The 22,657-nt window shown below is 69.8% G+C and carries 21 protein-coding genes; 18 read left to right on the forward strand and 3 right to left on the reverse strand.

The features are described 5' to 3' along the window. Positions 1 to 90 precede the first annotated feature (90 nt). The gene (locus BLR46_RS08230; protein WP_093250948.1) at positions 91 to 1,053 is read right to left on the reverse strand and encodes an NAD-dependent epimerase/dehydratase family protein; all 963 of its coding nucleotides are present in this window, start codon (positions 1,051 to 1,053) and stop codon (positions 91 to 93) included. Between the two features lie 167 nt (positions 1,054 to 1,220). On the opposite strand from BLR46_RS08230, the gene BLR46_RS08235 reads away from it, so the two are divergent. The 14 genes from BLR46_RS08235 to purM all read left to right on the forward strand — a co-directional run bounded on the left by BLR46_RS08235 (position 1,221) and on the right by purM (position 14,465). Next, the gene (locus BLR46_RS08235) at positions 1,221 to 2,435 is read left to right on the forward strand and encodes a substrate-binding domain-containing protein (RefSeq protein WP_093250951.1); all 1,215 of its coding nucleotides are present in this window, start codon (positions 1,221 to 1,223) and stop codon (positions 2,433 to 2,435) included. Positions 2,436 to 2,439: 4 nt separating this feature from the next. Continuing rightward, positions 2,440 to 3,234 carry an ABC transporter ATP-binding protein gene (locus tag BLR46_RS08240; RefSeq protein ID WP_218118404.1) on the forward strand — a complete coding sequence of 265 codons (795 nt, stop codon included), beginning with the start codon at positions 2,440 to 2,442 and terminating at the stop codon, positions 3,232 to 3,234. Further along, positions 3,231 to 3,941 carry an ABC transporter ATP-binding protein gene (locus BLR46_RS08245; RefSeq protein WP_176761712.1) on the forward strand — a complete coding sequence of 237 codons (711 nt, stop codon included), beginning with the start codon at positions 3,231 to 3,233 and terminating at the stop codon, positions 3,939 to 3,941. Before BLR46_RS08240 ends, BLR46_RS08245 begins: the two co-directional genes overlap by 4 nt. Then, positions 3,938 to 4,813, forward strand: a complete 876-nt coding sequence (locus BLR46_RS08250; protein ID WP_093250956.1) for a branched-chain amino acid ABC transporter permease — start codon at positions 3,938 to 3,940, stop codon at positions 4,811 to 4,813. Before BLR46_RS08245 ends, BLR46_RS08250 begins: the two co-directional genes overlap by 4 nt. Continuing rightward, positions 4,810 to 5,895 carry a branched-chain amino acid ABC transporter permease gene (locus BLR46_RS08255; RefSeq protein WP_218118405.1) on the forward strand — a complete coding sequence of 362 codons (1,086 nt, stop codon included), beginning with the start codon at positions 4,810 to 4,812 and terminating at the stop codon, positions 5,893 to 5,895. The genes BLR46_RS08250 and BLR46_RS08255 overlap by 4 nt, the downstream gene beginning before the upstream one ends. Further along, positions 5,892 to 7,409 carry a class I adenylate-forming enzyme family protein gene (locus BLR46_RS08260; RefSeq protein ID WP_093250958.1) on the forward strand — a complete coding sequence of 506 codons (1,518 nt, stop codon included), beginning with the start codon at positions 5,892 to 5,894 and terminating at the stop codon, positions 7,407 to 7,409. The genes BLR46_RS08255 and BLR46_RS08260 overlap by 4 nt, the downstream gene beginning before the upstream one ends. Then, on the forward strand, positions 7,406 to 8,014 hold the full coding sequence (locus BLR46_RS08265) for a TetR/AcrR family transcriptional regulator (RefSeq protein ID WP_093250960.1): 609 nt from the start codon (positions 7,406 to 7,408) through the stop codon (positions 8,012 to 8,014). The genes BLR46_RS08260 and BLR46_RS08265 overlap by 4 nt, the downstream gene beginning before the upstream one ends. A 4-nt stretch (positions 8,015 to 8,018) precedes the next feature. Continuing rightward, positions 8,019 to 8,906: an alpha/beta fold hydrolase gene (locus tag BLR46_RS08270; protein WP_093250962.1), complete on the forward strand. Its 888-nt coding sequence runs from the start codon at positions 8,019 to 8,021 to the stop codon at positions 8,904 to 8,906. Then, on the forward strand, positions 8,903 to 9,619 hold the full coding sequence (locus tag BLR46_RS08275; protein WP_093250963.1) for a CoA transferase subunit A: 717 nt from the start codon (positions 8,903 to 8,905) through the stop codon (positions 9,617 to 9,619). The genes BLR46_RS08270 and BLR46_RS08275 overlap by 4 nt, the downstream gene beginning before the upstream one ends. Before the next feature lies 1 nt (position 9,620). Further along, complete coding sequence (locus BLR46_RS08280; protein ID WP_093250968.1) at positions 9,621 to 10,268, forward strand: CoA transferase subunit B; 648 nt, start codon at positions 9,621 to 9,623, stop codon at positions 10,266 to 10,268. Continuing rightward, the gene (locus BLR46_RS08285; protein WP_093250971.1) at positions 10,265 to 11,440 is read left to right on the forward strand and encodes an acetyl-CoA C-acetyltransferase; all 1,176 of its coding nucleotides are present in this window, start codon (positions 10,265 to 10,267) and stop codon (positions 11,438 to 11,440) included. The genes BLR46_RS08280 and BLR46_RS08285 overlap by 4 nt, the downstream gene beginning before the upstream one ends. Before the next feature lie 61 nt (positions 11,441 to 11,501). Continuing rightward, positions 11,502 to 11,918 carry an SRPBCC family protein gene (locus BLR46_RS08290; protein WP_093250973.1) on the forward strand — a complete coding sequence of 139 codons (417 nt, stop codon included), beginning with the start codon at positions 11,502 to 11,504 and terminating at the stop codon, positions 11,916 to 11,918. Positions 11,919 to 11,961: 43 nt separating this feature from the next. Then, complete coding sequence (gene purF / locus BLR46_RS08295) at positions 11,962 to 13,431, forward strand: amidophosphoribosyltransferase (protein WP_093250976.1); 1,470 nt, start codon at positions 11,962 to 11,964, stop codon at positions 13,429 to 13,431. Positions 13,432 to 13,433: 2 nt separating this feature from the next. Continuing rightward, entirely contained in the window at positions 13,434 to 14,465 is a 1,032-nt protein-coding gene (gene purM / locus BLR46_RS08300; RefSeq protein WP_425441387.1) for a phosphoribosylformylglycinamidine cyclo-ligase, read from the forward strand. Between the two features lie 75 nt (positions 14,466 to 14,540). Here purM and BLR46_RS08305 read toward each other — a convergent pair whose 3' ends face one another. Next, the gene (locus tag BLR46_RS08305) at positions 14,541 to 17,099 is read right to left on the reverse strand and encodes a glycogen/starch/alpha-glucan phosphorylase (RefSeq protein ID WP_245701604.1); all 2,559 of its coding nucleotides are present in this window, start codon (positions 17,097 to 17,099) and stop codon (positions 14,541 to 14,543) included. Between the two features lie 88 nt (positions 17,100 to 17,187). On the opposite strand from BLR46_RS08305, the gene BLR46_RS08310 reads away from it, so the two are divergent. After that, positions 17,188 to 18,132, forward strand: coding sequence for an AEC family transporter (locus tag BLR46_RS08310; protein WP_143008251.1), 945 nt, complete (start codon positions 17,188 to 17,190; stop codon positions 18,130 to 18,132). Between the two features lie 6 nt (positions 18,133 to 18,138). On the opposite strand, the gene BLR46_RS08315 is transcribed toward BLR46_RS08310, so the two are convergent. Then, positions 18,139 to 20,328 carry an NADP-dependent isocitrate dehydrogenase gene (locus BLR46_RS08315; RefSeq protein WP_093250982.1) on the reverse strand — a complete coding sequence of 730 codons (2,190 nt, stop codon included), beginning with the start codon at positions 20,326 to 20,328 and terminating at the stop codon, positions 18,139 to 18,141. Between the two features lie 153 nt (positions 20,329 to 20,481). Here BLR46_RS08315 and BLR46_RS08320 point away from each other — a divergent pair, with 153 nt between their 5' ends. Genes BLR46_RS08320 through BLR46_RS08330 form a run of 3 tightly spaced genes read left to right on the forward strand, consistent with a single transcriptional unit; the run spans position 20,482 to position 22,599 of the window. Continuing rightward, positions 20,482 to 20,709 (forward strand): DUF3073 domain-containing protein, encoded by a 228-nt coding sequence (locus BLR46_RS08320; RefSeq protein ID WP_093250985.1) that lies wholly within the window; start codon positions 20,482 to 20,484, stop codon positions 20,707 to 20,709. Further along, on the forward strand, positions 20,706 to 21,674 hold the full coding sequence (locus BLR46_RS08325) for an alpha/beta hydrolase (RefSeq protein ID WP_093250987.1): 969 nt from the start codon (positions 20,706 to 20,708) through the stop codon (positions 21,672 to 21,674). The genes BLR46_RS08320 and BLR46_RS08325 overlap by 4 nt, the downstream gene beginning before the upstream one ends. A gap of 1 nt (position 21,675) precedes the next feature. Next, positions 21,676 to 22,599 (forward strand): AEC family transporter, encoded by a 924-nt coding sequence (locus BLR46_RS08330; RefSeq protein ID WP_093250988.1) that lies wholly within the window; start codon positions 21,676 to 21,678, stop codon positions 22,597 to 22,599. Positions 22,600 to 22,657: the final 58 nt, after the last annotated feature.

The raw sequence follows: 22,657 nt of genomic DNA on the forward strand, positions 1-22,657 counted from the left end.
CCACTGAACGGGGCGACGGTGATCAGGCAGGGGGGCGCCTGACCACCGTCGCCCTCCATTGTCCCCCCGCGCGCAAGGACCCTGCGCGCATCAATTGAGGTCGAGCAGCAGCTCGGCCTCCTCCTGCAGGGTGAGCCCCGAGCGTCGGGCCCGCTTCACGCCGCGGGCGAGCTCGTCGTCGCGGACGAGGTCGATGGTGGTGCGCAACGGCCGCACCTTGCCGCCCGCGGCGAGGTAGCGCGCGTTGCTCCGACGGGCGAACCCCGGCATGTCGGCCGGCAGCCAGAGCGGCAACGACCGTGGGCCGGCCCAGTACCGCACGTCGTGCGCGAGCAGCCAGTCGTCGTCGGCCTGGCTGATGGTGCCGTCGAAGCCGAGACTGATCCGGACATGGGTGAGGAAGTCGTCGAACGTGTGCGGCTCGCCGATGGTGTTGAAGGTGCCCGTGAGGCGCTCCTTCCCCGCGTGGACGAGCCAGTCGGCGAGGTCGGCGACGTCGATGACCTGCACGAAGCGGTCCGCGAGCGTCGGGGCGAGGACCCGGCCGCTGAGGCGCAGCCTGGCGGGCCAGTAGCCGAACCGGTCGGTCGGGTCGCCCGGGCCGACGATGAGCCCGGGCCTGGCGATGAGCAGGCGATCCCCGAGTCGATTGGCCGTGGCCTGCTCCGCAGCGACCTTGGCCTGCCCGTAGTCGGAGAGGTCGACCGGCTCGACGAGGGGAGCGGACTCGTCGGCGTCCGTGGTGTCGTTGTCGCGGTACACCGACATCGTCGAGACCAGCGTCCAGTGCTTCGCGCGGTCCGCCAGCGCGTCCAGCGCCGAGCGCACGAGTTCCGGCTCCCAGGCGAGCTCGACCACCTCGTCCCATTCACCGTCAAGCGCATCGTAGGCGCCCGGCTTCGTGCGGTCCGCCGCGACGAGCCGCACCGCTTCGGGCGCGCTACCGCTGGCGCCCCGAGCGAGGCAGGTCACCTCCGCTCCCTCCGCGGCCCACAGCCGCGCCGTCCAATTCCCCAACCATGCAGTTCCGCCGAGTACCAGGACACGTCGCATGGTGACCAGTCAAACAGGGGCGGGGTTCGTTTCCCTCATCCGCCGACCGCCTTTTGTAACGGCGGGGTAACGGTTGGGGGAAAACCCTTTACGTCAAGTTCCACGTAGACATACGCTTCCTCAAAACCTGAATCACCTTTCAGGTTCGAGACATGGAAGGACCACCCATGCGGATGCCAAAGTCCGTGCTGGCGGTAGTTGCCGCCGCAACTCTCGCACTCAGTGCCTGCGCTCCCACCGCCGAGAGCGCCAACGAAGACCCCACCGCCACCGGCTCCGAATCCGAGAGCGCTGCCGCTCCCGCCACGCCGGTGAAGGTCGGCATCATCTACAGCCAGACCGGCCCCCTCGCCGCCTACGGCGAAGCGTTCCGCACCGGCTTCGAAGCAGGCCTCGACTACGCCACCGACGGCACGAACGAGGTCAACGGCCACGCGCTCGAGATCACCTACACCGACGACGCCGGCAACGCGGACAAGGCCGTCGCGGCCGCCAAGGACGCCATCGGCAACGGCACCAAGATCATCGGCGGCACCGTCGTCTCCGGCGTGGCGCTCGCCATGGCGGAGCAGGCTGAGCAGAACAAGGTGCTCTACATCTCCGGACCCGCCGCCACCGACGCCATCACCGGCATCAACGACTACACCTTCCGCTCCGGCCGCCAGTCCGTCCAGGACGTCATGACCGCGGCCTCGTTCGTCGAGTCCGGCCAGAAGGTCCTCGTGTTCGCGCAGAACAACGCCTTCGGGCAGGGCAACGTCGCCGCGGTGAAGGCCGTCTTCGGTGGCGTCGGCGCCGAGGTCAGCGAACTGCTCGTCCCCGAGGACGCCACCGAGTTCACGCCGTTCGCCCGCCAGATCATCGACGCGAAGCCCGACATGGTCTTCGTCGCCTGGGCCGGCGCGACGTCGGGCGCGATGTGGCAGGGCCTCTCCCAGCAGGGCGTGCTCGACGCCACGAAGGTGGTCACCGGCCTCGGTGACATCTCCACCTACGGCGCGTACGGCGAGGCCTCCGACCGGATCAACTTCCTCAACCACTACTTCGAGGGAGCCACCGACAACGAGGTCAACAAGGCGATGATCGAGCGCGTCAACGCGGCGGGCGCCGAGGTGGACCTGTTCACCCCGGACGGCTTCGTCGCGGCGCAGATGATCGTCCAGGCCGTCGCCGAGGGCGGCGACGACGTCGACGCGATGGTCTCCGCACTCGAGGGCTGGGAATTCGACGCCCCCAAGGGCAAGCAGACCATCCGCGAGAGCGACCACGCCATGCTCCAGCCCATGTTCCAGGCGCGCCTCGTCGACGACGGCGGCACCTGGAAGCCGGAGCTCATCGAAGAGGTACCCGCGGATAAGACGACGCCGGCGGAAGCGCAGTAGCGGCGTGACCGAGGCAACCGCAACGAGTGTCGGGGCCCACGCGGGCCCCGGCACCCCCGCCATCCAGTTGGTCGACCTGTCCTGGCAGGTCGGCGGCGCCAAGATCGTCCGCGGCGTCAACCTCTCCGTCGCCGAGGGGGAGATCGTCGGCGTCATCGGGCCCAACGGCGCAGGCAAGACGTCGCTGTTCAACCTCATCTCCGGCATCAACCCCGCCACCTCCGGCGTGGTCATGCTCCGCGGCACCGACGTGACCAACGAGACCATCTCGCGACGCGCCCGCCGCGGCCTCGGCCGGACGTTCCAGACCTCCAGCCTCTTCCCGCAGCTCAGCGTGCTGGAGAACGTGCGCCTGGCCGCGCAGCAGCGGCTCGGCGGCAACCTGTCCGTGCTGCGCTTCCCGCGTCGCGACGACGAGGCCACCCAGGAGGCGCTCCGCCATCTGGCCACCGTCCGGCTCGGCAAGCCGCGCCGCCTCGCCGGCTCGCTGTCGCACGGCGACAAGCGCAAGCTCGAGATCGCCGTCCTGCTCGCGCAGGAGCCGGCGGTGATCCTGCTCGACGAGCCCATGGCAGGCGTCTCGAGCCACGACGTCCCCGACCTCACGGAGGTCATTCGAGGCCTGCATGCCACCGGCGCCAGCGTGATGATCGTCGAACACCACCTCGAGGTGGTGCTGGGCCTGGTCGACCGCGTCGCCGTCATGCACCACGGCGAGCTGATCGCCGTCGACACCCCGGAAGGGATCATGAAGAACCAAGCCGTGCAGTCCGCCTACCTGGGGGACATCGCATCATGAACCACGTCCTGACCGTGTCGCACCTCGCGGGCCGCATCGGCGGGCAGCTCGTCGTCGAGGACGTGAGCTTCGAGGTCCCCGCCACCGGCGTGACCGCCGTGCTCGGCCGCAACGGCGTCGGCAAGACCTCCACCATCAAGTCCATCCTCGGGCTCATCCAGCGCACCGGCGAGGTGACGCTCGAGGGCAGGCGCATCGACCACCTGCCCACCCACCGCATCGTGCAGCTGGGCGTGGGCTACGTGCCCGAGGACCGCGAACTGTTCTCCGGCCTCACCGTCGCCGAGAACCTCTCGCTCGCGATCCGCCAGAAGAACCCCCGCCTGGACTTCGTCCGCGAGCTGTTCCCCGAGGTCTGCGTGGAGCGCGCACAGCAGCGCGCTGGCACGCTCTCGGGCGGGCAGCAGCAGATGGTGTCGCTCGCCCGGGCGCTCATCAACGACAACCGCATCCTCCTCGTCGACGAACCCACGAAGGGCCTCGCCCCGAAGATCGTCGACGAGGTGGCCGTCGCCCTCCGGGAGGCCTCGAACACCGTGCCGATCGTCCTCGTCGAACAGAACCTCAAGGTCATCGACGCCCTCGCCGAGCGCGTCGTCGTCATCGACGCCGGCCGCGTCGTCCACACCGGGCCCGCACGCGAGCTCCTCGACGACCCCGCCCGGGTGCAGCAGCTGCTCGGCGTCCACGGGGAGGTGGCGGCATGACCACGTTCATCCTGCTGCTCATCACCGGGCTCGGGCTCGGCGCCCTGTACTTCCTCGTCGCCTCCGGCCTCTCGCTCATCTACGGCCTCATGGGCATCCTGAACTTCGCCCACGGCGCCTTCCTCACCCTGGCCGCGTTCGCCGGCTGGGAGGTGGGCCGCCGGATGGGGCTCGACACCACGTCGGGCTTCGTGGTCTCCATCGTGGTGGGCGCGCTCGTCGGCGCCCTCTTCGCCGCCCTGACGGAGTTCGTGCTGGTGCGCCGGCTCTACGAGCGCCACATCGAACAGGTGCTCGTCACCGTCGGCCTGTCGCTCGCCAGCGTCGCGCTCTTCGAGGGCATCTGGGGCTCCGACCCCGTCTACTTCCAGCGGGCACCCTGGCTCACCCAGACCACCAACGTCCTCGGCGCCAGCGTCGGCAACACGGTGTTCGTCGCCATAGGCGCGGCCGTGCTCGTGCTGGTCGGGCTCCTGCTCTTCCTCAACAAGACCCGCTACGGCCTCATCATCCGGGCCGGTGTGGAGAACCGCTCGATGGTCACCGCGCTCGGGATCGACGTGCGCCGCGCCTTCACGCTGGTGTTCACCATCGGCGGCATGGCCGCGGGCATCGGGGGAGTGCTGGCCAGCAACTACTTCGGCTACGTGTCCCCGCTGCTGGGCGGCTCGCTGCTGATCTTCGCGTTCATCGTCACGGTCATCGGCGGCCTCGGCTCGCTGGCGGGCGCCGCGGTGGCATCCGTGGTCGTCGCCGTGCTGCAGCAGTTCACCAACTACTACTGGGGCTACGGCGACTTCATCGTCGTGCTGCTGCTCGCCGTCGTCCTGCTGGTCCGCCCGCAGGGCCTCATGGGAAGGAAGGCAGCGTGAAGAAGTCAGTCGAGACCCGCCGCAGCGCGCTGGGGCCCTGGGTCCCCGCGATCATCGGGGCCGCGGTCGTGGTGCTCCTCGCGGTGTTGCCGCTGCTCAACATCCCCGGCATGGGGATCCTCCCCGGCCCGACGTACACGCCCGGGTCCCTGCACCTGATGGCCTACGTCATGCTGATGGTGGCGCTCGCGCTCAGCTACCACATGATCTTCGGCACCGCCGGGCTGCTGAGCTTCGGCCACGCGCTCTACTTCGGCGTCGGCGTCTACGGCTTGGGCATCGTCCTCGAGCGCACCGACATCCCGCTCCTGCCGGCCGCGCTCATCGTCCTCGTGATCGGCATCTTCGTCACCAACCTGCTGGGCGCCATCTCGCTGCGCGTCACGGGGATCTCGTTCGCGATGGTGACGCTGGCATTCGCCCAAGCCGGCAACGTGTTCGTGCGGCGGAACCCCGGCGGCTACACCGGCGGCGACGAGGGCCTGTCCATCAACACCGCGAACGTGCCCGACTACCTGATCGGCGTGGTCAACACCCGCAACCTCTACTGGGTGGCGCTGGGCATCGTTGTGCTGGTCTACCTCGTCGTGATGTGGGTGGAGCAGACCCGGGCCGGTCACAGCATCAAGGCCACCCGCGAGAACGACATGCGCGTGCGCGTCCTCGGCGGCCAGCCCTACCTGATCAAGCTGCTCGCGTTCGTCGTCGGCGGCACGCTGGCGATCATCGTCGGCATGGCGTTCCTGCTCCTGCAGTCGGGCGCCTCGCACACGTACACGACCGCGGAATTCACGCTCACCCTGCTCGTCATGGTGGTCCTCGGCGGCGTGGGCAAGCGGTGGGGCGCGATCGTCGGCGCCGCGGTCTACACGATCCTCGACCAGCGGCTCGTCGCCCTGGCCAGGCTGCCCGAGATCCAGCAGCTTCCGGCCGTGCTGCGCATCCCGCTCAGCGAGCCGCTGTTCCTCCTGGGCACGCTGTTCATTCTGATCGTGATGTTCCTCCCGGGCGGCATCGCGGGCCTGGCGGACCGCTTCCGCAGGGGCACCGTCGACGAGGAACCCCTCAAGGAGCCGGTGTGACCGACGACCAGACCGTGGGCCGTTGGCTGAGCGACTCGGCGCGCGCCTTCGCGCACCGGGTGGCCATCGACGACCGCGGTGTGACGACCACCTACGCCGAGCTCGACCGGCGCGTCGACCGGCTCGTGCGACGACTCGCGCGGGCCGGGTACCGGCCGGGCGACCGGATCGTCACGATCACCGGCAACAGCGCCGACCACGTCGTGCTGTTCTTCGCCTGCGCCCGGCTCGGGATCGGGATGTCGCCGCTCTCGTGGCGGGCGGCCCCGCGCGAGCTCGCCTACGAGCTCGGCGTCGTGGACCCGCAACTGGTCGTCGTCGAGGAGGAGTACGGCGTGCTGGCCGACGCGGCCGTAGCGCTGCTCGACCGCGCGCCGACGCAGATCCGGTTCGACGCGCTCGACCACGACCTGCCGCCGCGCGACCACCCGTCGGAGGCGGCCGACCAGCGGCCGCCCCGCAACGACGACCCGCTGCTGATCATGTTCACCTCCGGCAGCACCGGCGCGCCGAAGGCTGCCATCCTCACGCACTCCACCTGCTTCTGGACCAACCTCGCGTTCTCGCGCGCCGTCCCCGTGTCGCGCGACGACGTGGTCCTGTCGCTGCTGCCGCAGCACCACGTCGGCTCCTGGAACGTGCAGACCCTGCTGGCCTGGTGGGTTGGGGCCAAGGTCGTCATCGAGCGCGGCTTCGACCCGCGCAGGGTCCTGGAGCTGATCCGCACCCGGGGCATCACGATGATGATGGGGGTCCCGACGCACTACCGCGCCCTCGCGGACTACCGGGGCTTCGCCGACGCCGACATCAGCAGCCTGTGCACCGCCGTCGTCGGCGGCGCGCCCGCCACCGGCGCCATGCTGCAGACCTGGCTCGACCGCGGCGTCCGCCTCACCCAGGGCTACGGCCTCACCGAGGCCGGCCCGAACGTGCTGTGCCTGCTGCCGGAGGAGGCGGCGGCCCACGTCGGCACCGCGGGCCGGCCGTACCACCACCTCGACGTGCGGCTCGTCGACCACGACACCGGCGAGGTGCTCGATGGCCCGGCCCGCGGCGAACTCCAGATCAAGGGGCCGGGGCTGTTCGTCGGCTACTTCGGCGACGAGGCCGCCACCCGCGAGGCGTTCACCGACGACGGCTGGCTCCGCACGGGCGACCTCGTCGAGCGCGACGCCGACGGCTACCACACGATCATCGACCGCATGGACGGGCTCTACATCTCCGGCGGGATCAACGTCGCCCCCGCCGAGGTGGAGAAGGCGCTGCTCGAACACCCCGGCGTGGAGCGGGTGCTCGTCGTCGGCGTGCCCGACGACAAGTGGGGCCAGGTGGGTCTGGCGCGCGTGGTGCGCCGCGAGGGCAGCACCGTCGACGCCGCGGAACTGCTGCGCCACTGCCGCTCCTACCTCGCGCGCTACAAGGTGCCGGCCCAGATCGTTTTCGTGTCCGACCTGCCCGAAGGGTCCCTGGAGAAGGTCCGCCGTCGCGCGGTCCTGGAAGAGAGTGCCGGATGAGCGCCGCGCCCCGCACCAAGCGTGGCGAGGCCACGCGCGCCAAGATCATCGCCTCCGCGCAGGAGGCGTTCGCGCAGTACGGCTTCCACGAGGCGTCGATCGTGAAGATCACCGAGGGGGCCGGGGTGGCAATGGGCACCTTCTACCTGTACTTCCCCGGCAAGCTGGAACTGTTCCGGGAAGTGGTGTTCGACCTCAACCGGCGGCTGCGCCACGCGATGAGCCGAGGCAGCGCCGGCGCCACGAACCGGCTCGACGCCGAGCGGGGCGGCTTCCGCGCCTACTTCGACTTCCTCGCCCGCCACCCCGAGGTGTACCCGATCATCCGCGAGGCCTGGTTCGTCGCCCCCGACGCGCTGCGCCTCCACTACGAGCGCATCGCCACCGGCTACGTCAAGGCGCTGCGTGACGCCTCCGCCTCCGGCGAGATCGCCGACGTCGACCCGGAGGTCGCCGCCTGGGCGCTCATGGGCGTCGGCGAGATGCTCGGCATGCGCTACCAGGCGTGGCCCGACCCCGATCGCGCGAGCGACGCGATCCCCGACGACGTGTTCGAGGCCTGCATGCAGCTCGTCACGAACGCCCTCCAACCCGTTAGGAGCTGAACCGATGAGCGAGACGATCCAACAGAGCTACCGGCTCGAGGAGGTGCCGGGCGGCCTGCACTTCGGCCTCTGGGAACCGGAGGCCGAGCCGGTCGGCACCATCGTCGCCATCCACGGCGTCACGTCCTCGCACCGGGCCTTCGCCACCGTCGCCCGTGCGCTGCCTGAGTACCGGATCGTCGCGCCCGACCTGCGTGGCCGCGGCCGCAGCAACGCACTGCCGCGCCCGTACGGCATGGCGCGCCACGCCGACGACGTCGCCGAGGTGCTCGACCACCTCGGCATCGAGCGCGCCCTGCCCGTCGGCCACTCGATGGGGGCCTTCGTGGCCGTCGTCCTCGCCCACCGGCACCCGCGCTTCATGGACCGGCTGGTGCTCGTCGACGGCGGGATGCCGCTGGAGCTGCCCGCCGGCGTCGCGCCCGACGAGTCCATCGCGGCCATCCTCGGCCCGGCCGCCGAACGCCTCTCCATGACCTTCGCCAGCCCGGAGGAGTACCGCGACCTGTGGCGGGCGCACCCCGCGTTCCCGCAGCCGTGGAGCGACGACGTGACCGGCTACATCGACTACGACCTCGACGGGGAGGCCGCGCCCTTCCGGCCCGCGACGAAGTTCGCCGCGCTGGAGGAGGACACCATCGACCTCGCCGAGACGGACGGGGCGCTGATGGCCGCGATCGAGGCGCTCGCCGTGCCGGCGCTGTTCCTGCAGGCCGAGCGCGGCATGCTCGACCAGCCCACGGGACTGTTCCGCGACGAGTACCTGGCCCGCTGGGTGGAGCGGGTGCCGAACCTCACGTCGCGGAAGGTCGAGGGCATCAACCACTACACCATCGTCTTCGACCCGCCCGGGGTCGAGGCGATCGTGCGAGCCGTGAAGGAGGGCACATGAGCAAGGTGGTCGACGACCTCGGTGCGGCACTGGCGCCGCACCTGTTCGACGGGATGACGATCGCCGCCGGCGGGTTCGGGCTGTGCGGGATCCCGAGCGACCTGATCAGGGCGGTCAAGGAGTCCGGGGTGAAGGACCTCACGATCGTCTCCAACAACCTGGGGGTCGACGGCAAGGGGCTCGGCCTCCTGCTGGAGAACCACCAGATCACCAAGGTGCTGGCCAGCTACGTCGGAGAGAACAAGCTGTTCATGCAGCAGTTCATCGACGGTGAACTCGACGTCGAGTTCGTGCCGCAGGGGACCCTGGCGGAGCGCATGCGCGCAGGAGGTTCGGGGATTCCGGCCTTCTACACCGCCACCGGCGTGGGCACCGTGGTCGCCGAGGGCAAGCCCACGGCGGAGTTCGGGGGACGGACCTACGTGCGGGAGGAGGCGATCGTCGCCGACCTGGCACTGGTGCACGCGTGGCGCGCGGACACCGACGGCAACCTCGTCTACCGGCTCACCGCCCGCAACTTCAACCCGGTCGTGGCCAGCTGCGGGAGGGTGACGTTCGCGGAGGCGGAGGAGATCGTCGGGCTCGGCGAGCTCGACCCGGACCACGTCGTCACCCCTGGCGTGTTCGTGACGGCGGTGCACCGGTTCTCGGGCGAGGGCAAGGACATCGAGCAGCGCACCGTCCGGCCGCGGCCGGTGCGGGAAGGAGCCTGACATGGCCTGGACACGCGACGGGATGGCGGCCATCGCCGCCTCCGAGCTGCGGGACGGCGACTACGTCAACCTCGGCATCGGGATCCCGACGCTGGTGGCGAACAACCTGCCCGAGGGCGTCCGCGTCGTGCTGCAGAGCGAGAACGGCGTGCTCGGCATGGGGCCGTTCCCGTATGAGGGCGATGAGGACCCCGACCTGATCAACGCAGGGAAGCAGACCATCACCCTCACGAAGGGGGCGTCGATCTTCGACTCCGCCACCTCGTTCGGCATGATCCGGGCCGGCAAGGTGAAGGTCGCGGTGCTGGGTGCCATGCAGGTCTCCGGCACCGGCGACCTGGCGAACTGGCAGATCCCCGGGAAGCTGGTCAAGGGCATGGGCGGGGCGATGGACCTGGTGGCCGGGACGCCGCGCGTCATCGTCGTCACCGACCACAACGCGCGTGACGGCTCGTACAAGATCGTCCGCGAGTGCTCCCTGCCGCTGACCGGCGTGGGCGTCGTGGACCGCATCATCACCGACATCGCCGTGTTCGACGTCACCGACGACGGCCTCGTGCTGCGTGACGTCGCGCCCGGGCACACCGTGGAGGAGGTCCGGCAGCGCACGGAGCCGGACTTCGTCGTCGAAGAGGAGAAGGTGGCATGACCGAAGTCGTGATCGTGGGCGGGGCGCGGACCCCGCAGGGCCGGCTGATGGGCCAGCTGTCGTCACTCGGCGCGGTGGAGCTGGGCACCGTCGCCGTTCGGGCGGCCCTGGAGCGGTCCGGGGTGGAGCGCGCCGACGTCGACGGGGTCATCCTCGGCCAGGTGCTGCAGGCGGGCTGCGGCCAGAACCCGGCCAAGCAGGTCGCCGTCGCCGCGGGCCTCGACATGGGCGTGTGGGCCGAGACCATCAACAAGGTGTGCCTCTCGGGGCTGGTCGCCGTCACCCACGGGGCGCGCGCGATCCGCGCCGGCGACGCGGAGGTGCTGGTCGTCGGCGGCATGGAGTCCATGTCCAACGCGCCGCACCTGGCGCGGGTGCGCGGGGGAGTGAAGTACGGCCCGTCGGCGCTCGAGGACCACATGGCGATCGACGGGCTCGACGACGCCGCCTCGAAGCAGTCCATGGGTCTGCTCACCGAGGGCGGCTCGATCGAGCGCAAGATCTCCCGCGAGGCGCAGGACGAGGCGGCCGTCGCGTCGCACCGGCGTGCGGCCGAGGCGCAGCGGAGTGGGGCGTTCGCCGACGAGATCGCCCCGGTCAGCATCCCGCAGCGCCGGGGCGAGCCGGTCGTCGTCGACACCGACGAGGGCGTCCGCCCGGAGACGACGATGGAGTCGCTGGCCGGGCTGCGACCGGCGTTCAGCAGGGACGGCACCATCACCGCCGGCAACTCCTCACCCATCAGCGACGGCGCCGCCGCGCTCGTGATCACCTCCCGCGACTACGCCGAACGCCACGGGCTCGACGTCTGGGCCGTCGTCGGGGCCGCGGGCCAGGTGGCGGGACCCGACACACAGCTGCACGAGCAGCCCGCCGACGCCGTCCGGGCTGCGCTCGCCAAGACCGGCTGGGAGCTCGACGAGCTGGACTTCCTCGAGGTGAACGAGGCGTTCGGGGCGGTGGTCGCCGCGTCGGCCAAGTCGCTGGGATACCCACAGGAGAGGACCAACATCCACGGTGGCGCCATCGCGCTGGGCCACCCCATCGGCGCATCCGGCGCCCGGTTGGCCCTCCACGCGGCGGCCGAGCTCCGGCGTCGCGGCGCGGGCAGGGCGGCCGTCTCCCTCTGTGGCGGCGGTGGCCAGGGCGAGGCGCTGCTGCTCAGCCGCTGAGCACGCGCCCCTGGTCGCGCCGAAGCATAGAGTGGAGTGGTCGCTCGAGGAAGGACCCGGCATGGGAACACCACTGGTCGTCAGCACACACATCAATGCGGAGCCCACCGAGGTGTTTCCGCAGTGGCTCTCCGCGGACGCGCTGCGGCGATGGTGGTGGCCCGAGATCCCCGACACCACCTACACCGTGGACGGTCGTGAGGGCGGTGAGTACTCCATCGTCTCGGAGGAGCGCGGGATGGGCATCGAGGGGCGCTTCCGCAGCGTCGACGAGCCGCGCCGCCTCGAGCTCACGTGGACCTGGATCGACCACGGCGTGCCGGGCGAGGAGGAACCCGTGGTGGTGGAGTTCGACGGGAATGACGGCGGCACCGCGGTGACGGTGACGCACGACGTGGCGAACGCGGACAACGTGGACTCCTACCGTCAGGGCTGGGACTACGTCCTCGGCAACCTCGCCTACCGGTACGCGGGCTGAGCGGGGCGTAGGCCAGCGGGGCCGCGCGCGGTAAGCTGTTCGGGTGCTGAGACCCGATGGCAAACTCTCGCTCGACGTCGACCCCACCGAACGCCTCCCGCAGGACGAGTGTGGCGTGTTCGGCGTGTGGGCGCCCGACGAGGACGTGGCGCAGCTCACCTACTTCGGCCTCTTCGCGCTGCAGCACCGCGGGCAGGAGTCGGCCGGTATGGCCGTCTCCACGGGCCAGCGGATCATGGTGTTCAAGGACATGGGCCTCGTCGCCCAGGTCTTCGACGAGTCCACGCTGAAGTCGCTGCCCGGCATGATGGCCGTCGGCCACACGCGCTACGCCACCACCGGGGCCAGCGTCTGGCAGAACGCCCAGCCCACGTTCCGGTCCTTCTCCGACGGCACCGGCCTCGCACTCGCGCACAACGGCAACCTCACCAACACCCACGAGTTGGAGGAGTGGCTCGCCGAACTCGCGCCCCAGGCGAAGGTGGCGTCCAAGAAGAGCATGGACTCCACCAACGACACCTCCCTCGTGAGCGCCCTGATGGTGGCGTTCGGCGACCGCCCGCTCGAGGAGGTGTCGATGGAGGTGCTGCCGAAGCTGCGCGGCGCCTTCTCGTTCGTGTACATGACCGAGCACACGCTGTACGCGGCCCGCGACCCGCAGGGCTTCCGGCCCCTGGTCCTCGGCAGGCTGCAGTCGGGCTGGGTCGTCGCCTCCGAGACGGCCGCGCTCGACATCGTCGGCGCCAGCTTCGTCCGCGAGGTGGAGCCCGGCGAGTTCATCGTCATCGACGGGGCCGGCCTGCGCACGCACCGCTTCGCGCCGGCGCGGCCGAAGGGCTGCATCTTCGAGTACGTCTACCTGGCGCGCCCCGACACCCGCATCGCCGGCCGCGGCATCTACGCCACCCGCGTCGAGATCGGCCGACAGCTCGCCCGCGAGGCGCCCGCCGACGCGGACCTCGTCATCCCCACCCCGGACTCGGGCACCCCGTCGGCCATCGGCTACGCCAAGGAGTCCGGCATCGAGTTCGGCATGGGGCTCGTGAAGAACTCCTACGTCGGCCGGACGTTCATCCAGCCGTCGCAGACGATCCGCCAGCTCGGCATCCGGCTCAAGCTCAACCCCCTGCGCGAGGTGATCGAGGGCAAGCGGCTCGTCGTGGTCGACGACTCCATCGTCCGCGGCAACACCCAGCGCGCACTCGTGCGGATGCTGCGCGAGGCGGGCGCCAAGGAGGTCCACGTCCGGATCTCCTCGCCGCCGGTGCAGTGGCCCTGCTTCTACGGCATCGACTTCGCCACCCGCGCCGAGCTCATCGCGCCCGGGCTGAGCGTCGACGACATCTGCAGCTCGATCGGTGCCGACTCGCTGGGCTTCGTGTCGCTTGACGGCATGACCCAGGCCACCACCGTGCCGGCCGACAAGCTGTGCCGCGCCTGTTTCGACGGCAACTACCCCGTCGCGATCCCGCCGCAGCATGCGAAGCTGCTCGGCATCCAACCCAAGGAGTGAGAGTGACCAACGCCTACGCCCGCGCCGGAGTCGACATCGAGGCCGGTGACCGCGCCGTCGAGCTGATGAAGGCCTCCGTCGCGAAGAGCCGCCGCCCCGAGGTGCTCGGCGGGCTCGGCGGATTCGCCGGCTTCTTCGACGCCAGCGCGTTCAAGACGATGGAGCACCCGGTGCTCGTCAGCTCCACCGACGGGGTGGGCACCAAGGTCGCGATCGCTCAGGCCCTCGACAAGCACGACACCATCGGCTACGACCTCATCGGCATGCTCGTCGACGACCTCGTCGTCACGGGCGCCGAGCCCCTGTTCGTCACCGACTACATAGCCACCGGCAAGGTCGTCCCCGAGCGGATCGCCGCGATCGTCGGCGGCATCGCCGACGCCTGCGTCGAGGCGGGCTGCTCCCTCGTCGGCGGCGAGACCGCCGAGCACCCCGGGCTGCTGGGCCCGGACGAGTACGACGTGGCCGGCGCCACGACCGGCGTCGTCGAGCGTTCCAAGATCCTCGGTCCGCAGCGGGTTCAGCCGGGCGACGTGGTGGTCGCCATGGCCTCGTCGGGCCTGCACTCCAACGGCTACTCCCTGGTCCGGCACGTCCTGCTCCAGGAGGCCGGCTGGACGCTCGACCGGCACGTCGACGAGCTGGGCCGGGCCCTCGGCGAGGAACTGCTCGAGCCGACCAAGGTCTACGCGAAGGACGTCCTCGCGCTCATCGACGCCGTCGAGGTGCACGCGCTCAGCCACATCACCGGAGGCGGGCTCGCGGCGAACCTCGCCCGTGTCATCCCCGACGGCGCCACCGCGCTCCTGCAGCGCAACACTTGGACCCCGCCGGCGATCTTCCAGCTCGTCCAGTCCGTCGGCAACCTCGAGCAGGCCGACGTCGACGCGACGCTCAACATGGGTGTCGGGATGGTCGCCGTCCTGCCCGAGACGTCGGTCGACGGCGCGATCGCCCTTCTGGGGGAGCGGGGCGTCGACTCATGGGTGCTGGGCGAGATCGTCGAGGGCGGCTCGGGCGCCGAGTTGCGGTAGCCCCCCGCCCCCATAACGAGTGGGAGGCCTTGCACCGAGCTCGGTGCAAGGCCTCCCACTGGTTGGTGGCTGGAATCAGAAGTCCGGGGTGATGTTCCAGATCCGGGTCATGTAGTCACGCATGGAGCGGTCCGAGCTGAAGTAGCCGGTGCGCGCCATGTTGAGGATCGCGGACCTCGTCCAGGCGTCCTGGTCCGCGTACTTCTCCTCGACCTTCTTCTGGGCCGCGATGTAGGAGTCGAAGTCCGCGAACACCATGAAGCGGTCGTGGTACAGCCAGCTCGAGGTGAGCGAGTCGAACGTGCCGCGGTCGCCGCCGGAGAAGATGCCCGACTGGATCAGGTCCACGGCGGCCTTGAGCTGCGGGTTGTTCTGGTAGTACTCGCCCGGGTGGTAGCCCTTCGCCTGCAGCGCCTCGACCTCCGGCTCGGTCATGCCGAACAGGAAGAAGTGGTCGTCGCCGACGAGCTCGCGGATCTCCACGTTCGCGCCGTCGTCCGTGCCGATGGTGAGGGCGCCGTTCAGGGCGAACTTCATGTTGCCGGTGCCCGACGCCTCCTTGCCGGCCAGCGAGATCTGCTCCGACAGGTCGGCCGCGGGGATCAGCTTCTCGGCGAGGGTGACGTTGTAGTTGGCGGGGAACGCGACCTTGAGGCGCCCGTCGAGGCGCTTGTCCTCGTTCACCACCGACGCCACCTTGTTGATCAGGTGGATGGTGTCCTTCGCCAGCCGGTAGCCGGGGGCCGCCTTCGCGCCGAACACGACGGTGCGGGGCGTGATCTCGTCCGCGGAGATCTTCCCGGAGATGACCTGCTCGTACAGCGAGATCACGTGGAGGATCTTCAGCGACTGCCGCTTGTACTCGTGCAGGCGCTTCACCATCACGTCGAGCATGTGGCCCTCGGGGAGGTCGATGCCGTCGCGGGCACGGAGGAGGTTCGTGAGGCGGCGCTTGTTGAATGCCTTCACCTCGCGGAACTTCTCCCGGAACTCCGGGTCGTCCGCGCAGGGCTCGAGCTCGCGCAGCCGCTCCAGGTCCGTGACCCAGCCGCTGCCGATGGTCTCCGTCAGGAGCCCGGACAGCTTGTAGTTGGCCATCCGCAGGAACCGGCGCGGCGTGACGCCGTTGGTGACGTTGGTGAACTTCTCCGGCCAGAGGTCGGCGAAGTCCTTCAGCACCTTGTCGCGCAGCAGCTGCGAGTGCAGCTCGGCGACGCCGTTGATCTTCGTCGCCGCAACCGACGCGAGGTGCGCCATGCGGACGGCACGCTCGGGGTACTCGGCGATGATCGACATCCGGCCGACGCGGACCTCGTCGCCGGGGAACCGGTCCCGCACCTGCTCGAGGAAGCGGTCGTTGATGGCGTAGATGATCTCCAGGTGGCGCGGCAGCAGCCGGCCGAGCAGCTCCGTCGGCCAGACCTCGAGGGCCTCGGGCAGCAGGGTGTGGCAGGTGTAGGCGAAGCACTTGCTCGTGACTTCCCACGCCTCGTCCCAGCCGAAGCCCTCCTCGTCGATCAGGACCCGCATCAGTTCGGGGACGCCGATCACGGGGTGGGTGTCGTTGAGCTGGAAGATGATGCGGTCGCTCAGGTTGTGGAGGTCGAAGTCCTCGCCGAGCACCTGGTTGATGAAGTCGCGGATCGAGGCTGCGACGAAGAAGTACTGCTGCTGCAGGCGCAGTTCCTTGCCCTGCGGCGTGGAGTCCTCGGGGTAGAGCACCTTGGAGATGTTCTCCGCGAACGTCTGCGCGCGCACGGCCCGGGCGTAGTCGCCCGAGTTGAAGATCTGCAGGTCGAAGGCCCTCGTCGCCTCCGCGCTCCACAGGCGGAGCGTGTTGACGCGCCCGTTCAGGTAGCCGGGGACCATGTAGTTGTAGGGGATGGCCTGGACGTCCCACTCGGGGAGCCAGCGGGTGCGCTCCCGGCCGTCCTCGTCGGTGTACTTCTCGGTGGTGCCGCCGAAGTTGATCGTGACCGCGGCCTCGGGGTGCGGGAACTCCCAGGGGGAGCCCAGGGAGAGCCAGGTGTCGGGCTGCTCCACCTGCCGGCCGTCGACGAACGTCTGGCGGAAGATGCCGTACTCGTAGCGGATGCCGTAGCCGACACTGGGGACGTTCATGGTGGCGAGCGAGTCGATGAAGCAGGCCGCCAGGCGGCCGAGGCCGCCGTTGCCGAGGCCGGGTTCGACCTCTTGGGCACGCAGCTGCCACAGCTCGATGCCGCACTGCTTGAGGCCCTCCTGGGCGATGTCCGCGAGGTCGGCGGCGAGCAGGGCGTTGCCGAGCTGGCGGCCCAGCAGGTACTCGGCGGAGAGGTAGGCGACGGCCTTCGACTTCGACTTGATCGAGTTGCGCGTGGTCTCGAGCCATCGCGCCATCAGGTAGTTGCGCACGGTGAGGGCGAGCGCCTTGTACTGGTCGTTGATCGTCGACGCGGAGAGCGTCACACCCTGGGTGGTGTTGAGTTCGTGGAGGAACTCCTGGACGAAGCCGTCCACCGAGTGGCGCGGGGTCGCGACGGGCGCGAGCGCCATCGGGTGCGTGGGCTTGTTGGCCGGGCCGAGGACCCGGTGATCCGTCTGAGGGGATTCGTCGGCGTGCATGGCGCCGTTTGTATGCGCAAATTCAGGCATGGTGTTCATCGTACCGACCGGGTCTGGGGCCGTCGATTCCCCCTTGCCCGGGCCGTGGGATGATTCCAGTGCTGACGAGGGAGTGGCAATGGAATCTATTTCGGGCACCCTGCTGGTGGTGCTGCCGATCATCCTGCTGATCGGGCTCGGGACGCTGCTGCGGGTCACGCGAGTGCTGGACGACGCCGGCGTCGACACGCTGAAACGGCTGGTGGTCACGGTGGTGCTGCCCGCCGTGCTGTTCAACGCGTTCCTGGCGATCGAGTTCCAGCCGGAGTACCTGGTCATCGTCGTGCTGGTGCCCCTGCTGTGCCTGCTCCTGCTGGCCCTCGGGCACGGGGCGCGACGGGTGCTCCCCGGCTCGTCGGACGTCACCCCCTACCTGTTCACCGGCTTCGAGTTCGGGATGCTCGGCCTCGCGCTGTTCACCGCCGCCTACGGGCAGGAGAACGTCCCGATCGCCGGCATGGTGGGGCTCGGCCACGAGTTCTTCATCTGGTTCATCTTCGTCACGCTGCTGCGGCGCAGGATGGAGGGTGCGGTGTCGGCGCTGAACACCGTGCGCTCCTTCGTGACGTCGCCGGTGATCCTGGCGATCGCGGCCGGCGTCATCCTCAACGTCTCGGGGCTGCGCGACCCGATCGCCGCCAGCCCCGTCGGCGCCGCGGTCCTGCAGACGCTCACCTGGGTGGCCGCGACGATCGTGCCCATCATCCTCATCGTGGTCGGCTACGGCACGCGGCTCGACCGGGCGGGCTTCCGCCAGGCCGCGCCGCTCGTGGCGGTGCGCTTCGTCGTCGTCCTCGCCCTGGCTCTGCTGGTGAACTGGCTGGTCATCAGGACGCTGCTCGGGCTGCCGCCCATCGTGGAGGCGGCCATCTTCACGCTGCTGATCCTGCCGCCGCCGTTCATCGTCCCGATCTACCTCCCGCGGGACCGACGCGAAGAGGCCACCTACGCCACCAACGTGCTGAGCTTGTACACGGTGGTGAGCGTGGTGGCCTTCATCGCTTGGGTGGCGGTCACCGCCTGACGCGGGTCAGAGCGCGTCGATGATCCCGTTCAGGGTCGTCGACGGCCGCATCACGGCGGCGGCCTTCGTCGCGTTGGGGCGGTAGTAGCCGCCGATGTCCGCGGGGGAACCCTGGACGCCGTTCAGCTCGGCGACGATGGTCTCCTCCTCGTCGGCGAGCGCCTTCGCCACGGGGGCGAACCGCTCCGCCAGTTCCGCGTCCTCGGTCTGCGCCGCCAGCGTCTCCGCCCAGTAGCGGGCCAGCCAGTAGTGCGATCCGCGGTTGTCGATGCTGCCCAGGCGACGCGTCGGGGACTTGTCGTTCTCCAGGAACTTCCCGTTCGCCTCGTCGAGCGTGCGGGCGAGCACGGCGGCCCGCTCGACGCCCTGCGCGGTGGCGAGGTGCTCCAGCGAGGCGGCCAGCGCGAGGAACTCACCGAGGGAGTCCCAACGCAGGTAGTTCTCCTGGACGAGCTGCTGGACGTGCTTGGGGGCCGAGCCGCCCGCGCCCGTCTCGAACAGGCCGCCGCCGGCCATCAGCGGGACGATGGAGAGCATCTTCGCCGACGTGCCCAGCTCCAGGATCGGGAACAGGTCGGTGAGGTAGTCGCGCAGCACGTTGCCGGTGACCGAGATGGTGTTCTCGCCGCGACGGATGCGCTCGACCGTGTACTTCGTCGCCTCGATCGGCGACAGGACCTTGATCTCCAGACCGTCGGTGTCGTGGTCGGCGAGGTAGCGCTGCACCTTCTCGATCAGGTTGCGGTCGTGGGCGCGGGACTCGTCCAGCCAGAAGACCGCCGGCCACCCCGTCGCGCGGGCGCGGCGCACCGCGAGGCCCACCCAGTCCTGGATCGGGAGGTCCTTGGTCTGGCAGGCGCGCCACACGTCGCCCCCGGCCACCTCGTGGCGCATCAGCACGTCACCGGCCCCGTTGACGACCTCGACGCGGCCCGCGGCCGGGATCTCGAAGGTCTTGTCGTGGCTGCCGTACTCCTCGGCCTTCTGCGCCATGAGCCCGACGTTCGGGACGGTGCCCATCGTGCGGGGGTCGTAGGCGCCGTTGGCCTTGCAGTCCTCGATCACGGCCTGGTAGACGCCGGCGTAGGAGGAGTCGGGCAGCACCGCGAGGGTGTCGGCCTCCTCGCCGTCCGGGCCCCACATGTGGCCGGAGGAGCGGATCATGGCCGGCATGGAGGCGTCCACGATCACGTCGGAGGGCACGTGGAGGTTGGTGATGCCCTTGTCCGAGTTGACCATCGCGAGCTCGGGCCCGCGCTCGATGGCGGCGTCGAACGCGGCGCGGATCTCCTCGCCGCGGTCGAGCTGCTCGAGCCCGGCGAAGATCGAGCCCAGACCGTCGTTGGGGGAGAGACCGGCGGCGGCCAGCTCGTCGCCGTACCGCTCGAACACGTCGGCGAAGAAGGCCTTGATGACGTGGCCGAAAATGATGGGGTCGGAGACCTTCATCATGGTGGCCTTGAGGTGCACCGAGAACAGCACGTCGTCGGCCTTGGCGCGCTCCACCTGCTCGGCGAGGAACGCGTCGAGGGCGGCGGCGCTCATGACGGTTGCGTCGACGACCTCGCCCTCCAGCACCTTGAGCCCGTCCTTGAGGGTCGTCTCGTTGCCGTCCGCGCCGACGTGGCGGATCGTGAGCACGTCGTCGGCGCCCAGCACGACCGACTGCTCGTTGGCGCGGAAGTCGCCGCCGTCCATGGTGGCGACCGACGTCTTCGAGTCGCCGGTCCAGGCGCCCATGCGGTGCGGGTTCTTGCGGGCATAGTTCTTCACCGACTCCGGAGCGCGGCGGTCGGAGTTGCCCTCGCGGAGGACGGGGTTGACGGCAGAGCCCTTGACCTTGTCGTACTTGGCGCGGATGGCGCGCTCCTCGTCGGTCTTCGGATCCTCCGGGTAGTCGGGGATGTCGAAGCCCTGCGACTGCAGCTCGGTGACCGCGGCCTTCAACTGCGGCACGGACGCGGAGATGTTGGGCAGCTTGATGATGTTCGCCTCGGGCGTCTTCGCCAGCTCGCCCAGCTCCTGCAGCGTGTCGGGTTCATCGGTGAACTGCGCGAGGATGCGGGCGGCGACGGAGATGTCCCTCGTCTCGACGTCCACGCCCGCCTGTCCGGCGAACGCTTCCACGATCGGCAGGAACGAATAGGTGGCGAGCAGCGGGGCCTCGTCTGTGAGGGTGTAGATGATCTTGCCCATGTCTAGGTGGCGCTCCTTACAATGTGTCGTACGGCGCCCAGCTTAGCCATGTCGCCTTTGGTCAATGCCAAATTCTTGGGTACCCTAGCCGCACGAGACATTGATGGATACCGCGGGTTTCCGCGAGGGACAAAGCAAGGGGGTCGACCCGATATGGGGCGCGGCCGTGCAAAGGCAAAGCAGACGAGGGTCGCTCGCGACCTGAAGTACCGTTCAGTCGAGACCGATTTCGCATCGCTGGAGCGCGAGCTCCGCGCCCGCGAGCGGGACGACGCATACGTCGAGGTACCCGACCAGTACGCCGACCTTGCCGAGGAGTACGACGACGAGGAGTCGTCCGAGTACGAGTCCTACGACGATGAGGAAGACGATCGCGGATGAGCGGTTGGGCGGATGACGCCCTGCTGTCCGGCTACCACACGCGGACGATCCCCCTCCCCGACGAACCCACCTACGCACTGGAGCCGGAAGGCTCCTTGTCAGCGACCCTGATACGCCGCGGGGAACCCACTCACCGTCGCGCCGTGCTGTACATCCACGGTTGGAGCGATTACTTCTTCCAGACCCATGCCGCCGACGCGTTCCACGAGGCGGGCTACGACTTCCACGCCATCGAGTTGCGCCGTTACGGCCGCTCGCTGCGCACCGGCCAGTTGGCCGGCTTCGTCGCGGAGATCGAGCACTACGCCGTAGAGCTCGACGCGGCGGTCGCGATCCTCTCGGAGCAGGGCTACGCGTCGATCGTGCTGGCCGGCCACTCCACCGGCGGCCTCGTCGCCGCCCTGTACGCCAACAAGCGACCGGGCACCTTCGGGGCGCTCGCGCTCAACTCGCCCTGGATCGAGTTCCAGGGCTCGCCCATCACGAGGCCGGCGGCGCACCCGCTGATGCGGGCGGTGTCCAGGGTCTCGCCGACGACGCCCCTGCCGCTGGTGGACAACGGCCACTACCTGCGCGCGATCTCGAAGGAGTTCGGCGGCGAATGGGAGTTCGACCGCAACCTCAAGGGCGACCCCGCCTTCCGGGTGCGCGTCGGGTGGCTCCGCGCCATCATGCAAGGCCAGGCGCGGATCGCGCGCGGCCTCGACATCGACGTGCCCATCCTGGTGGTCACCGCCACCCGGAGCGCCATGGGGATCCTCGGCCCGGCATGGACCGACGAGTACCGCGAGCTGGACAGCGTGCTCGACGTGCGCCGCATCGCCGAGCGGGCCCACGACCTCGGCCGGCACGTGACCCTCGTGCGCATCCCCGGGGCCCTCCACGACGTGACGCTGTCGGCCCCGCCCGTCCGCGCCCAGGTGTTCGAGGAGCTCCGACGGTTCCTCCGGGCCTACGCTGTCTGACGTGACTGGTGTACTGACGGGCTTCGGCGTCATCGCCTTCGTCATCTTCGTCGGCTGGCTCCTCGCGGCACTGAAGGTGGTGCGCGGCGAGGACCGCATCGTCCTCAACAAGGTCGCGTTCTTCGCCGCCAGCCCCGCCCTGTTGTTCACCGTGCTCGCGCGCGCCGACATCGGCGTCATCTTCACGGGCTCGCTGGCCACGCACGCGGTGGCGGTCCTCGTCGTCGGTCTCGGCTCCGCGGCCCTGATGTGGCTGTTCGGCAGCCGCGACGCCGGACGGCTCGTGATCGGCGCCCACTCCGCCGTCTACTCCAACGCGAACAACATCGGCCTCCCCGTGGCCGTCTACGTCATCGGCGACGGCCAGTACGTCGCGCCCCTGCTGGTGCTGCAGCTCGTCGTCATGGCGCCACTCCTGATGGCGGTGCTCGACGCGCTGCGGAGTGGGTCGGTGCAGTTGCGCCGCATCCTCGCCCAGCCGTTCGTCAACCCGATCGTCCTCGGCTCTGGGCTGGGCATCGTCGTCTCCGCCGCCGGGTGGAGCGTGCCCGCGCCGGTGATGCTGCCGCTGGAACTGCTGGGCGGGGCCGCGGTGCCGCTGATGCTGATCGCCTTCGGCATCTCGCTGCGCGGCCAGCGTCCCCTGCAGGCCGGGACCGGGCGCAAGGACGTGCTGGTCGCCACGACGGCGAAGTCGTTCGCACTGCCGGTGGTAGCGTGGCTGCTGGCCACCTACGCGTTCGGGCTCCAGCCGCAGGAGGTGTACGCCGCCACCGTCCTGGCGTCGCTGCCGACCGCGCAGAACATGTACCAGTACGCGCTGCGCTACCGCGTCGGGGAGATCGTGGCCCGCGACACGATCCTGCTCACCACGATCCTCGCGCTCCCGGTGACGCTCCTCGTGGCGGTCCTGCTGCACCCCTGAGCCGCCGCCCGATGTGACCTGGTCCTACCAACCGGGATACGATGGAAGGCGTTTGCTC

Source organism: Tessaracoccus oleiagri (assembly GCF_900103275.1).
Taxonomy (GTDB): domain Bacteria; phylum Actinomycetota; class Actinomycetes; order Propionibacteriales; family Propionibacteriaceae; genus Arachnia; species Arachnia oleiagri.